Below are 12,778 nucleotides of genomic sequence, written 5' to 3' on the forward strand. Positions count from 1 at the left end.
CTGATTATAGCCTGGTTAAGATTTTAATGCTGGGTTTATATACAGTTTACTGCCCGTAATAGGCCTTCGCGCCGTGCTTGCGCAGGTAATGCTTATCCAGCAGGGTTTGCTGCATATCCGGCAGCTGCGGCGCCAGCTGGCGACAGAAGATCCCCATATAGGCGACCTCTTCGAGCACGATGGCGTTATGCACCGCGTCTTCCGCGTTTTTACCCCAGGCAAACGGGCCGTGGGAGTGCACCAGCACGCCGGGCATCTGCGCGGCGTCGATCCCCTGTTTTTCGAAGGTTTCGACAATCACGTTGCCTGTTTCCCACTCATATTCGCCGTTAATCTCGGCGTCGGTCATCAGACGCGTGCAGGGAATGGTGCCGTAAAAGTAGTCCGCGTGCGTGGTGCCGGTCGCCGGGATGGACTGGCCCGCCTGCGCCCAGATGGTGGCGTGGCGCGAATGGGTATGCACGATGCCGCCGATGGTCGGGAATGACCGATACAGCAGGCGGTGAGTCGGCGTATCGGAGGACGGTTTTTTCTTACCTTCGACCACTTCGCCGGTCTCAAGGCTGACAACGACCATATCGTCTGCGGTCATCACCGTGTAATCCACGCCGGAAGGCTTAATCACGAACACGCCTTTTTCGCGGTCAACGGCGCTGACGTTGCCCCATGTCAGGGTGACCAGATTATGTTTCGGCAGCGCCAGGTTGGCTTCGAGCACCTGACGTTTGAGATCGTCTAACATCGTTATCTCCCTGCCCGGTGAGCGTAGCGTCACCGGGCATTCCGTACTTAGCGTTTTGAACCGTAATAGACTTCGTTCCAGCGCAGCGCGTCTTTGAAGGCGGGCAGGCGGGTATCGTTATCAATCACGGTCAGCTCGATGTCGTGCAGCTCGGCGAACTGACGCATGTCGTTCAGATCAAGGGCGTGGCTGAACACCGTGTGGTGCGCGCCGCCGGCCAGGATCCAGGCCTCTGAGGCGGTTGGCAGGTCAGGCTGTGCTTTCCACAGGGCGTTGGCCACCGGCAGTTTCGGCAGAGAGTGCGGCGTTTCAACCGCATCGACGCAGTTCACCAGCAGGCGGAAGCGATCGCCCAGGTCGATCAGGCTGGCGTTGATGGCCGGGCCCGTACGGGTGTTGAAGATCAGACGCGCCGGATCGGCTTTCCCGCCGATGCCGAGGTACTGCACGTCGAGGATCGGTTTCTCTTCCACGGCGATCGTCGGGCACACTTCCAGCATGTGCGAGCCGAGCACCAGGTCGTTGCCGTTTTCGAAGTGATAGGTGTAGTCCTCCATAAAGGAGGTGCCGCCCTGCAGACCGGTCGACATCACCTTCATGATGCGAAGCAGAGCGGCAGTTTTCCAGTCGCCTTCGCCCGCAAAGCCGTAGCCCCGCTGCATCAGACGTTGTACTGCCAGACCCGGCAGCTGTTTCAGGCCGTGGAGGTCTTCAAAGGTAGTGGTAAAGGCGTGGAAGCCGCCCTGTTCCAGGAAGTGCTTCATGCCCAGCTCGATGCGCGCCGCGTCCAGCACGTTCTGACGCTTGTCGCCGTTGATTTGTGCCGCAGGCGTCAGGCGGTAGCTGCTTTCGTACTCGTCCACCAGCGCGCTCACGTCGCCGTCGCTGACTTCATTCACCACCTGCACCAGGTCGCCCACGGCCCAGGTATTCACGGAGAAGCCGAACTTGATCTGCGCGGCCACTTTATCGCCGTCGGTGACCGCCACTTCACGCATGTTGTCGCCAAAACGCACCACTTTCAGATGGCGGGTGTCCTGCTTAGAGACCGCCTGACGCATCCAGGAGCCGATACGCTGTTGCGCTTTGCCATCCTGCCAGTGGCCGGTGACCACCGCGTGCTGCTGGCGCATACGCGCGCCGATGAAGCCGAACTCGCGGCCGCCGTGCGCGGTCTGGTTCAGGTTCATAAAGTCCATGTCGATGCTGTCCCACGGCAGGGAGGCGTTGAACTGGGTATGGAACTGCAGCAGCGGTTTGTTGAGGATAGACAGGCCGTTGATCCACATTTTGGCGGGTGAGAAGGTGTGCAGCCACACCACCAGACCGGCGCATTTATCGTCGTAGTTGGCGTCGCGGCAGATGTGGGTAATTTCGTCAGGCGTCGTGCCCAGCGGTTTCAGCACCAGTTTGCACGGCAGTTTAGCTTCCGCGTTCAGCGCGTTAACGACGTGCTCCGCGTGTTTCGTCACCTGCTGTAGCGCTTCCGGTCCGTACAGATGCTGGCTGCCAATCACAAACCACACTTCATAGTTATTAAAAATGGTCATCATCGTGTCCTTAATGGGTCAGGGTTGCCGTAGTGTCCGCGGTGCTTTTGGCCGGGGCGGCGACAGGGAGATAGTGAAGTTCGGCGCTTTTTGCCCATTGCTGGTAGCGCTGATAAAGCTGTTCAAAGCGTTGCGCCTGCTGGGCACGCGGCTGAAGCGTGTTTTCGACGGCGCTCGCCATATGCTTCTGCGCGGTCGGAATGTCGACATGCACGCCCGCAGCCACGGCGGCGAAAATCGCCGCGCCCAGCGCGCAGCACTGATCGGAGGCCACAATCTGCAGCGGACGGTTCAGCACGTCGCAGCAGGCCTGCATGATCACCGGGTTTTTACGGGCGATGCCGCCCAGCGCCATCACGTTGTTCACGTCGATGCCCTGCCCGGTGAAGCACTCCATAATGGCGCGGGCACCGAAGGCCGTTGCGGCAATCAGACCGCCGAACAGCGCAGGGGCGTCGGTCGCCAGGTTGAGATCCGCGATCACCCCTTTCAGACGCTGGTTGGCAAACGGCGTGCGGCGGCCGTTAAACCAGTCCAGCACCACCGGCAGGTGATCGAGAGACGGATTTTTTGCCCAGGCTTCGGTGAGCTGCGGCAGAAGCTGCTTTTTGCTGTCGGCTATCTGGGTTTTTAGTTCAGGATGTGCCGCCGCCAGCTGGTCCAGCGGCCAGCCGAGCACGCGACCAAACCAGGCGTAGATATCGCCAAACGCGGACTGACCGGCTTCAAGACCGATGAAGTCCGGCACCACGCTGCCGTCAACCTGGCCGCAGATGCCTTTCACCGCGCGGTCGCCAACGGTGGCTTTATCCGCCGTCAGGATGTCGCAGGTTGAAGTCCCGATGACTTTGACCAGCGTGTTTGGCTGTGCCCCCGCGCCCACGGCGCCCATATGGCAGTCAAAGGCGCCGCCGGAGATGGCCACGTTCTGAGGCAGGCCGAGGCGCGTCGCCCACTCTTCGCAGAGGGTGCCGACCGGAATATCGGCGGTAAAGGTGTCGGTAAACAGCGGGTACGTCAGGCTCTTGTTGAGGATCGGGTCGAGCTCATCGAAGAACGTGGCCGGAGGCAGGCCGCCCCAGCTTTCGTGCCACAGGGATTTATGCCCGGCGCTGCAGCGGCCGCGGCGGATATCCTGCGGGCGAGTGGTGCCGGAGAGCAGGGCAGGCACCCAGTCGCACAGCTCAACCCATGACGCCGCAGCCTGCGCAACGGCTGCGTCGGCACGGGTGACGTGGAGGATCTTGGCCCAGAACCATTCGCTGGAATAAATCCCGCCGATGTAGCGCGAGTAGTCTGTTTTGCCCGGCTGGTGGCACAGGCGCGTAATGGCTTCGGCCTCTTCTACGGCGGTGTGGTCTTTCCACAGCACGAACATGGCGTTCGGGTTGTCGGCAAACTCCGGGCGCAGCGCCAGCACGCGGCCTTCGGCATCGACAGGAGCAGGCGTGGAGCCGGTGCTGTCGACGCCAATTCCGACAATCTCAGCCCGCTGGGCGTCAGTCAGTTCGGCAAGGACGGTTTTGATCGCCGCTTCCATCGACTCGATATAGTCACGCGGGTGGTGACGGAACTGGTTGTTCGGCGCATCACAGTAGCGCCCCTCTTGCCAGCGCGGGTACCACTCAACGCTGGTTGCTATCTCCTGGCCGGACGTACAGTCCACTGCCAGCGCGCGAACCGAATCGCTGCCAAAATCGAGGCCAATCGCAATTGCCATGGTGTTGCTCCATCGAAAAAACAGGTATGGAAGAACATTAGAGACTGGGGAAAAAAGTCGTCAGGCAGGATCCGCTAATCTTATGGACTAAATTGCTGTTACAACGGAAAGTGTGACGCCGTGCAAATATTCAATGTGGACATTTCTGCCGCACTTATAGACACTTTTGTTACTGGTTATCTGCCTGCTCTGGCGGAGAAATCAGGGGGAAAGGCTGAAACATGGCGGACGTAAAAGCGGCGTGATGCTTTTTGGATCTTTTCGCGGGCCATTTTAAAGCTGCTTTTAGTGATATGGACAATTGGTTTCCTTCAGGACCCTTGGGAGAACTGAATCTATGGCCGAAACGCAAAACGATCCCCTGCTGCCGGGATACTCGTTTAACGCGCACCTTGTGGCGGGACTGACCCCTATCGAGGCTGAGGGATACCTCGACTTTTACGTCGACCGACCGCTCGGCATGAAAGGGTATATCCTCAACCTGACCGTGCGAGGAGAAGGGATCATCAAGAACGGCGACCAGCAGTTTGTCTGCCGCCCCGGCGATATCCTGTTGTTCCCGCCGGGGGAGATCCACCACTATGGCCGTCATCCGGATGCCAAAGAGTGGTATCACCAGTGGGTCTATTTCCGTCCGCGCGCCTACTGGCAGGAGTGGCTTTCGTGGCCCGCCATTTTTGCGCATACCGGTTTTTATCGCCCGGATGAGGTTCATCTGGCGCAGTTTCGCGAGCTTTTTGCGCAGATTATCGAGGCGGGACAGGCCGGTGGTCGCTACGCCGAACTGCTGGCGATTAACCTGCTTGAACAGCTGCTGCTGCGACGGATGGAGGCGATTAACGAGTCGCTTAATCCCCCGCTGGACAACCGCGTGCGCGACGCCTGCCAGTACATCAGCGATCACCTGGCCGATAGCCAGTTTGATATCGCCAGCGTTGCTCAGCACGTCTGCCTGTCGCCGTCGCGTCTGTCGCATCTGTTCCGCCAGCAGCTGGGCGTCAGCGTATTGAGCTGGCGCGAGGATCAGCGCATCAGCCAGGCAAAGCTGCTGCTCAGCACCACCCGGATGCCGATTGCCACCGTCGGACGCAACGTGGGCTTTGAGGATCAGCTCTATTTCTCCCGGGTATTTAAAAAATGCACCGGCGCCAGCCCGAGCGAATTCCGCGCGGGATGTGAATAAACGGTAAAAAAAGATAAACAAACAGGTGAATGCAGAAAGCAACCTGTAAACTATTCAGACAATTGTTGCCTTGACGCGGTGCGGGGCGCTAAGCAGAATCGCTGATTCGTTTTCTGACCGGAATAGTTATGCAGGCATTGCTGGAACACTTTATTACCCAGTCCGTTATGTACTCGCTCATCGCCGTGGCGCTGGTGGCGTTTCTGGAATCGCTGGCGCTGGTTGGGCTGATCCTGCCCGGCACCGTGATGATGGCAGGGCTTGGGGCGCTGATTGGCAGCGGCGAGGTTAATTTCTGGCAGGCGTGGCTGGCCGGGATTATCGGCTGCCTGCTCGGCGACTGGATCTCCTTCTGGCTGGGCTGGCGCTTTAAGAAGCCGCTGCACCGCTGGTCGTTCATGAAAAAGAACAAAGCCTTGCTGGATAAAACCGAGCATGCGCTGCATCAGCACAGCATGTTTACCATCCTCGTCGGCCGCTTTGTCGGGCCAACGCGTCCGCTGGTGCCGATGGTGGCGGGGATGCTGGATCTGCCCGTCGCGAAATTCGTGGTGCCGAACATTATCGGCTGCGTCTTCTGGCCGCCGTTCTACTTCCTGCCGGGGATTCTGGCCGGCGCGGCCATCGATATCCCTGACGGTATGCAAAGCGGTGAGTTTAAGTGGCTGCTGCTGGGTACGGCTGTGCTGCTGTGGCTGGCGGCATGGCTCTGCTGGCGGCTGTGGCGCAGTGGGAAAGCCAGCGTCGATCGCCTGACGCGCTATCTTCCGCGCTCTCGCCTTTTGTGGCTGGCCCCGCTGACGCTTGGCGTGGCTGTGGTGGCGCTGGTCGCGCTGATTCGCCACCCGCTGATGCCGGTGTACGGCGAGATTTTATTGAAAGTGGTGAGCCGTTAACGACGATTTCCCTCTCCCCGTGGGAGAGGGCCAGGGTGAGGGCATCAGACCGCACGAATGCCCAACAGTGAAGACGCCCCCGCCTTACCGCTCAGCAGTTCTTCTGTTTTTCCATCCCACAAAATACGCCCTTCGGCAATCACCACCGATCGCGGGGCGATGCGGGCAGCATCCTCAATACTGTGTGAAACCATCAGCATCGTCAGCTGCTGGCGCTGACAGACGTCCTGCACCAGGGCGAGCATCTCCAGGCGCAGCGCGGGATCGAGCGCCGAGAACGGCTCATCCAGCAGCAGGATCGGCTGCTCGCGGACAAGACATCGCGCCAGCGCCACGCGCTGACGCTGGCCGCCGGAAAGCTCGCCCGGCAGCCTGTCGATGAACTGGTTGATCCCCATCTGGGCGGCAATGATCTCCAGCTTCTGGCGCTGGGCATCGTTCAGCCTGAGTCCCGGATGCATCCCCAGCGCGATGTTTTGCCGCACCGTCAGATGGGTAAACAGGTTGTTTTCCTGAAACAGCATTGAGACCGGACGTTTTGCAGGCGGCGTGTGGGTATGATCGTGATTGTTAATGACGATCGCGCCGCTTGCCGGCTGCAGAAAACCCGCAATCAGATTAAGCAGCGTGCTTTTTCCCGCGCCGCTTGGACCAAGCACGGCGATTATCTCCCCCTGGCGCACGGAGAGCGTGAAGCGCATCGGCAGATGCTGGTAAAGCCAGGTTACATCAGTCAGTTTTAACATCACGCCCCGGAAGTTTTTCGATAACGGTAAATAAGGCAAAGCACAGCAGCAGCAGTAACAGCGCGGTGACCGCGCCGTCCTGACTGCGATAAGAGCCGATCTGCTGATAGAGCCAGTATGGCAGCGTGCGGAAATCTTCATTGCCAAAGAGAGCCACCACGCCAAAATCCCCAATCGACAGCACGCAGGCAAACGCCAGCGCCTGCGCCAGCGGACGTTTTAGCGCGCGCAGTTCCACCACCTTCAGCCGCTGCCAGCCCTGCATGCCCAGCGACTGGCACAGCAAACCGTAGCGGCTGTTGACGTCGCGCATCGGGTTTTCCAGCACTTTGAGCGCGTAAGGAATGGCCATCAGGGCGTTGGTGAAAATCACAATGCCATCGGCCCTTTCCGGCAGGCCGACGGTGCTGTTGAACAGTAAAAAGAAGCCCGTCGCCAGTACGATGCCCGGCATCGCCAGAATCAGCATGCCCGTCAGCTCCAGCGCCTGCCCGGCCTTTTGGGCCTGCCGGGCATAGAGTTCACGGCTGCTCCACAGCAGCATCATGGTCAGCACGACGCACAGTAACCCTGCCGCCAGCGCGATACGTAGCGAGGTCCAGGTCGCCTGCCAGAGGATGGGCTGTTGCAGGACGGACATGAGATTGAGGTTCAGTCCGTCAACGATAACGGCCATCAGCGGCGGCAGCAGAAGCAGGAGCGCCAGCGCGATCAGGATAAAATCGGTAACGCGGCTGTGCAGGCTGTCCTGCGGGTCGCGCCAGCCGGTTATTTGATTACTGCCAGCAGGAATGGCTTTACTCAGCCGCTGGCTCAACAGCACCAGCACAAGGCAGCACGCCATCTGCACCATCGCCAGCAGCGCGGCGCGACCGGGATCGTAGTCGTAACTCAGCGCCTGGTAAATCGCCAGCTCAATGGTGGTGGCCTGCGGCCCGCCGCCGAGCGACAGCACGGTGGCAAAGCTGGCAAAGCAGAGCATAAAGATTAACGCCGCGACGGGCGGGATCTGGCGGCGCAGCCACGGCCATTCGACAAAGCGGAAGAATGAAACGCCGCGCATGCCGAGCTGGGCGGCAATCTGACGCTGTTCGCCGGGAATGTTTTCCAGCGCCTGCAAGAAGAGGCGCGTTGCCATCGGCATATTGAAAAACACGTGCGCGAGCAGAATGCCCTGCAATCCGTAAGGAGAGAATGACCATTCCAGACCAAGCTGGCCGAACAGCGAAGCCAGCCAGCCCTGGCGACCGTAAACGCTGAGGATGCCAAATACCGCCACCAGCACGGGCAGGATCAGCGTCATGGCGCACAGGCGCAGCAGTGCCAGCCTGCCGGGGAAACGCCGGCGATACAGGGCGCGCGCAAGAAAAATAGCCGGGAGCACCGACAGCAGGGCTGAGAGAGACGCCTGCCAGAAGGAGAAACGGATAACGTGCCAGAGGTAGCTGTCGTGCCAGAGGGCGAGCAGGTCGCTCTCTGGCGCGTTGAACCACAGTGCAAGAAAAGCCCCCAGGCTGACCGCCACCATCACTGTGGCGGCGAGCAGCCCGGGAAGTAACCAGCCGGGAATCAACGGCTGACGGCGCGTTGCCATTCACTTACCCATGCTGCACGCTGCGCGGCGACCTGCTGCGGCGTAAACTCCAGCGAGGTTTTTGGTTTGGTCAGCTGCTCGAAACCTGCGGGCAGCGCAACGTTCGTGACCGGATACATCCAGTTGCCTGCGGGAATCGCATTCTGGAACGCCGGTGAAACCATAAACTTCAGGAACTTCTCGGCCAGCTCCGGCTGTTTGCTGGCGGCGGTACGCGCGGCGACTTCCACCTGCAGATAATGCCCTTCAGCAAAATCAGCGGCAGCATAGTTATCTTTCTTCTCGGCGATAATGTGGTAGGCCGGAGAGGTGGTGTAGCTCAGCACCAGGTCGCTTTCGCCTTTCAGGAACAGGCCATAGGCTTCGCTCCAGCCCTTGGTCACGGTGACGGTTATGGCGGCCAGTTTCTGCCACGCTTCCGGCGCTTTATCCCCGTAAACCTTTTGCATCCAAAGCAGCAGGCCCAGGCCTGGCGTACTGGTGCGCGGATCTTCATAAATCACGCGCCATTTCTGGTCACTCTCAACCAGTTCTTTCAGGCTCTTCGGCGGGTTTTTCAGCTTATTTTTGTCGTAAACAAAAGCAAAGTAGCCATAGTCGAACGGCACAAAGGTGTCGTTTTTCCAGCCGCCCGGCACGTTAACGGCATCTGCCGCGACGCCGCTTTTGGCAAACAGTTTGGTTTGCGAGGCGGCCTCCAGCAGGTTGTTATCCAGCCCGAGCACTACGTCGGCCTTGCTGTTTTTCCCTTCCATGCGCAGACGGTTGAGCAGCGATACGCCATCTTCCAGCGCCACGAACTTCAGCTCGCAGTTACAGTCAGCTTCGAAGGCTTTTTTAACCACCGGGCCAGGGCCCCAGTCGGCAGAGAAGGAGTCATAGGTGTAGACCGTCAGGACGGGCTTCGCAAAAGCAGGCAGCGCAAACAGCGCCAGCAGGGGGAGAACTTTTTTTAACACTTTGCACCTCAAAGTTGAGTGGCAAAGGATTTTGAGAGACAGCCTCAAATCCCTTCGCCGGCGTTATCCGGATCAGGTTCGACGGGTATTATCTCAGCGCACATCTGTGATGCAGCACCCCGTTGAGAACGGCGCTATTGTAATGATTTGGTGAATATTACGAAAGCGTTATGGCTCCGGCGGCGCAAACCAGGCGGATTTAAAATCAAACCAGCCCAGGGTGTTCATCCGCAGGCCGCGCATGCTGCGCTGGCCCTGGATCATCAGCCAGTGGTGGATCAAGGGTACGATCGCCTGCTCGGCCAGAAGCTGCTGGCACCACGCTGCAAGATTCATTTCGCCCGCGCGCCACAGGGCGGCATCCTGCTGCCAGTCACGGTCGATGCAGTGCTGGATCAGCGGGACTTCATACAGATGCGAGAAAAGCGAAAAATCGAGCGGCAGGGTAAAGTTGGCGCTGTTGAGCCAGATATCACTGGCGATCTCCCCCTGATGCCATTCGTCATAGTCCACTTCCCTGACCTCTAACGTGACCCCCTCGGCTGCCAGCAGCCGGGTCATGATTCTGGCGATAAAACGATGCTCCACGTGTTCGCGGTAGTAGGTCAGGGTGATGGACTCCAGCCCTGCGGGTTTGTCGCAGTGCACCGGGCGGGCGTGGTGCCAGCGCGGAAGCAGGCCGTACGCCGGGAACCAGTATGTCTGGTACTGCTCTTCCGCATGGTAAATCAGATTGGAAGGGGACAAAACGTGGCTAACCCACTTGCGGACGGCCTGGTTTGCCCCACGGTGGGTGCGGCGGTCAAACAGGAGATAGTAACACCCTTCCTCGAGGCGACTCTCCACGGCTTTTTCTCCCGTGGTGGGGCCTTCCAGCGTCAGCCCGCAGCTCAGGTCTTCATTGAGATCCGGTAATACCCAGACGTTCACTTCGTCGATCAGCGCCCTATAGCCAAAGTAGTCGTCGAACGCGCGGATTTTCAGCTGATTGCTGTTATTGCGGGACACGGAGTAAGGCCCGGTGCCAATCGGCAGGCTGGCAAAATTGTTCATTGATTCCCACTCGCCGGGCAAAATCATCGACGGCACGTAGCCCAGCAGCCAGGGAAGCCACTTATCCTGCTGCGACAGCTCAATATCCAGCGTCCAGGCCGTGGGCGAGTGGATGCGGGAGATATGCGAGTAGAGCGGTAGCCTGCGGGCACGTTCCAGGGAGGCGATGACGTCGTGCATTTCCAGCTCGCGGCCGTGGTGAAAGTGGATGCCGGGGCGTAAAAAGAAGCGCCAGTGGCGCGGCGAAAGCTGCTGCCAGTGGTGCGCGATATCCGCCTCCAGTTCCCCGTTTTCCTCATTTATCCGCGTCAGGCCGCTGAAGATTTGCCGGGCCATATGCGTTTCTGAGCGGCGTAAGGCCGTGCCGGGCAACAGATTTTTCATCGGACGGTAGTAGAGCACCCGCAGAATGTGTCGACCCTGACGAAAGCTGCGGCCGAGATGGGAAACCAGCATCTGGCGCACGGCGGCTTTGTCGCCAACCAGCTGTACCAGCTGATCGATGCGGTCCTGCTCGAGCAGATCTTCCGCGCGCTGCTGCTGCAGCGCCAGCCCGGTATAGAGGAAGGTCAGCCGCGAATGTTTGCCGCGTCCCGCCTCCGCTTCCCAGCTTAACCAGCCCTGCTGCTGCATGGTGTTGAGCAGCGTGCGCATATGGCGGCGGGAGCAGCTAAGCAGGTCAGCCAGCTCGTTGAGCGTAGTCTCCTGCGATTGCCCCTCGCAGCACTGCCAGAGGCGGATAAACTGTTGTTGCAGACGACCGGAAGGCATAAAAGGGGAACTCCTGACAAAAAACCAGCAATTTATTTATCCCTATATTAGGCCAATAATTCTCCCCGATGAAGCGAGGAGGTAAATTATGAAGAGGTCTACCGCACGTCAGTTCTATCAGCAGTACTTTTCAGCGACAAAAGGATCGTCCTGGCTGGCCCGCCGGTGTGCAGAGCAACGGCTGAAAACGTTAGAAGAATTGATGCAGTGGGACGTTACAACACCGACCTCTTCCCGCTAACTCGCCTCGATCATGTGTGACTGAGTATTGGTGCTTATCACCCGCCAGCAAAATGTTTTTGCTGGCTTTTTTCGTTTACTATTCACCCAATTTCGATTCGCTCTCACAAGGACTTGCGCATGCTCTGGTTGATGACGATGGGGCGACGCCTGAACGGCGTGTATGCCGCTTTTATGCTGGTGGCCTTTATGATGGGCGTGGCGGGGGCGCTGCAGGCGCCGACGCTGAGCCTGTTTCTCAGCCGCGAGGTGGGGGCGCAGCCGTTTTGGGTCGGCCTGTTTTACACCGTTAACGCCATTGCCGGGATCCTGGTCAGCCTCGCGCTGGCGAAACGATCGGACAGCCAGGGCGATCGCCGCAGGCTGATCCTCTTTTGCTGCGCCATGGCCGTGGGAAACGCGCTGCTCTTTGCCTTCAACCGTCATTATCTGACGCTCATTACCTGCGGCGTGCTGCTGGCGTCACTGGCGAACACCGCCATGCCGCAGCTGTTCGCGCTGGCCCGTGAATATGCGGATAACTCGGCGCGTGAAGTGGTGATGTTCAGCTCGGTGATGCGCGCCCAGCTTTCGCTGGCGTGGGTCATTGGTCCGCCGCTGGCCTTCATGCTGGCGTTGAACTACGGCTTTACCACCATGTTTTCCATCGCCGCCGGGATTTTTGTCATCAGCCTGGCGCTGATTGCCTTCGCGCTGCCGTCCGTGGCGCGCGTCGAACAGACGACGGATAAACCTGTCACCGAGGTGAGCGGCTGGCAGGACAAAAACGTCCGCATGCTGTTTATTGCCTCCACCCTGATGTGGACCTGCAACACCATGTACATCATCGATATGCCGCTGTGGATCAGCAGCGATCTGGGCCTGCCGGACAAGCTTGCGGGGATCTTAATGGGAACTGCCGCCGGGCTGGAAATTCCGGCAATGATTCTGGCGGGTTACTACGTTAAGCGCTTTGGAAAGCGCAGGATGATGATTGTCGCCGTGGCGGCCGGGGTGCTGTTCTACGCGGGGCTGATCCTTTTCCATTCGCGGGAAGCGTTGCTGGCGCTGCAGCTGTTTAACGCCGTGTTTATTGGGATTGTTGCCGGGATCGGCATGCTCTGGTTTCAGGATCTCATGCCCGGTCGTGCCGGCTCGGCGACCACGCTTTTTACCAACAGCATTTCAACCGGGGTGATTCTGGCGGGCGTGATTCAGGGGGCGCTGGCGCAAAGCTACGGGCATGCGTCTGTCTACTGGATGATTGCGGCGCTATCCGTCGTGACGCTCCTGCTGACCTGCCGCGTAAAAGACGTGTGATCGGATGAGCGAAACGGAGCCCGGG

Annotated in this window: 11 protein-coding genes and 1 riboswitch; of the genes, 4 read left to right on the top strand and 7 right to left on the bottom strand. The window is 59.3% G+C overall.

From position 1 onward, the window contains the following. Positions 1-46 precede the first annotated feature (46 nt). Genes araD through araB form a run of 3 tightly spaced genes read right to left on the bottom strand, consistent with a single transcriptional unit; the run spans position 47 to position 4,012 of the window. Positions 47-742: an L-ribulose-5-phosphate 4-epimerase gene (araD, locus tag QMN93_RS08725; protein ID WP_039260840.1), complete on the bottom strand. Its 696-nt coding sequence runs from the start codon at positions 740-742 to the stop codon at positions 47-49. Between the two features lie 47 nt (positions 743-789). After that, positions 790-2,292 carry an L-arabinose isomerase gene (araA, locus tag QMN93_RS08730; RefSeq protein ID WP_193139948.1) on the bottom strand — a complete coding sequence of 501 codons (1,503 nt, stop codon included), beginning with the start codon at positions 2,290-2,292 and terminating at the stop codon, positions 790-792. 10 nt (positions 2,293-2,302) lie between these two features. Beyond that, positions 2,303-4,012: a ribulokinase gene (araB, locus tag QMN93_RS08735; RefSeq protein WP_182383042.1), complete on the bottom strand. Its 1,710-nt coding sequence runs from the start codon at positions 4,010-4,012 to the stop codon at positions 2,303-2,305. A 337-nt stretch (positions 4,013-4,349) separates the two neighbouring features. Here araB and araC point away from each other — a divergent pair, with 337 nt between their 5' ends. Next, positions 4,350-5,195 (top strand): arabinose operon transcriptional regulator AraC, encoded by an 846-nt coding sequence (gene araC / locus QMN93_RS08740; protein ID WP_023310373.1) that lies wholly within the window; start codon positions 4,350-4,352, stop codon positions 5,193-5,195. Positions 5,196-5,323: 128 nt separating this feature from the next. Continuing rightward, positions 5,324-6,091, top strand: a complete 768-nt coding sequence (locus QMN93_RS08745; RefSeq protein ID WP_047060155.1) for a DedA family protein — start codon at positions 5,324-5,326, stop codon at positions 6,089-6,091. A gap of 44 nt (positions 6,092-6,135) precedes the next feature. Here the strand turns inward: QMN93_RS08745 and thiQ are convergent, their stop codons facing one another. The 4 genes from thiQ to sgrR all read right to left on the bottom strand — a co-directional run bounded on the left by thiQ (position 6,136) and on the right by sgrR (position 11,214). Continuing rightward, positions 6,136-6,837 (bottom strand): thiamine ABC transporter ATP-binding protein ThiQ, encoded by a 702-nt coding sequence (thiQ, locus tag QMN93_RS08750; protein WP_069303660.1) that lies wholly within the window; start codon positions 6,835-6,837, stop codon positions 6,136-6,138. Then, positions 6,821-8,431: a thiamine/thiamine pyrophosphate ABC transporter permease ThiP gene (thiP, locus tag QMN93_RS08755; RefSeq protein WP_069303661.1), complete on the bottom strand. Its 1,611-nt coding sequence runs from the start codon at positions 8,429-8,431 to the stop codon at positions 6,821-6,823. Before thiP ends, thiQ begins: the two co-directional genes overlap by 17 nt. Next, positions 8,407-9,390, bottom strand: a complete 984-nt coding sequence (thiB, locus tag QMN93_RS08760) for a thiamine ABC transporter substrate binding subunit (protein WP_323618935.1) — start codon at positions 9,388-9,390, stop codon at positions 8,407-8,409. The genes thiP and thiB overlap by 25 nt, the downstream gene beginning before the upstream one ends. A gap of 31 nt (positions 9,391-9,421) precedes the next feature. Next, a riboswitch (TPP riboswitch) is annotated at positions 9,422-9,522 on the bottom strand. 36 nt (positions 9,523-9,558) lie between these two features. After that, positions 9,559-11,214: an HTH-type transcriptional regulator SgrR gene (sgrR, locus tag QMN93_RS08765; RefSeq protein WP_193138843.1), complete on the bottom strand. Its 1,656-nt coding sequence runs from the start codon at positions 11,212-11,214 to the stop codon at positions 9,559-9,561. Between the two features lie 88 nt (positions 11,215-11,302). Between sgrR and sgrT the strand changes: the two genes are divergently transcribed. Further along, a complete protein-coding gene (gene sgrT, locus QMN93_RS08770; protein WP_023334488.1) occupies positions 11,303-11,455 on the top strand; it encodes a glucose uptake inhibitor SgrT in 153 nt (50 codons plus the stop codon). Between the two features lie 119 nt (positions 11,456-11,574). Then, complete coding sequence (locus tag QMN93_RS08775) at positions 11,575-12,753, top strand: sugar efflux transporter (RefSeq protein ID WP_023310380.1); 1,179 nt, start codon at positions 11,575-11,577, stop codon at positions 12,751-12,753. The last annotated feature ends 25 nt before the right edge of the window (positions 12,754-12,778 follow it).

This window comes from Enterobacter sp. R-1.6.2 (genome assembly GCF_035064085.1).
GTDB lineage: Bacteria > Pseudomonadota > Gammaproteobacteria > Enterobacterales > Enterobacteriaceae > Enterobacter > Enterobacter asburiae_B.

What these genes read in the sequence shown, in the direction of transcription:
- araB (WP_182383042.1), bottom strand. Translation starts at nt 4,012, where the DNA reads ATGGCAATTGCGATTGGCCTCGATTTTGGCAGCGATTCGGTTCGCGCG.
- araD (WP_039260840.1), bottom strand. Translation starts at nt 742, where the DNA reads ATGTTAGACGATCTCAAACGTCAGGTGCTCGAAGCCAACCTGGCGCTG.
- thiQ (WP_069303660.1), bottom strand. Translation starts at nt 6,837, where the DNA reads ATGTTAAAACTGACTGATGTAACCTGGCTTTACCAGCATCTGCCGATG.
- QMN93_RS08775 (WP_023310380.1), top strand. Translation starts at nt 11,575, where the DNA reads ATGCTCTGGTTGATGACGATGGGGCGACGCCTGAACGGCGTGTATGCC.
- sgrR (WP_193138843.1), bottom strand. Translation starts at nt 11,214, where the DNA reads ATGCCTTCCGGTCGTCTGCAACAACAGTTTATCCGCCTCTGGCAGTGC.
- araA (WP_193139948.1), bottom strand. Translation starts at nt 2,292, where the DNA reads ATGACCATTTTTAATAACTATGAAGTGTGGTTTGTGATTGGCAGCCAG.
- thiP (WP_069303661.1), bottom strand. Translation starts at nt 8,431, where the DNA reads ATGGCAACGCGCCGTCAGCCGTTGATTCCCGGCTGGTTACTTCCCGGG.
- araC (WP_023310373.1), top strand. Translation starts at nt 4,350, where the DNA reads ATGGCCGAAACGCAAAACGATCCCCTGCTGCCGGGATACTCGTTTAAC.
- sgrT (WP_023334488.1), top strand. Translation starts at nt 11,303, where the DNA reads ATGAAGAGGTCTACCGCACGTCAGTTCTATCAGCAGTACTTTTCAGCG.
- QMN93_RS08745 (WP_047060155.1), top strand. Translation starts at nt 5,324, where the DNA reads ATGCAGGCATTGCTGGAACACTTTATTACCCAGTCCGTTATGTACTCG.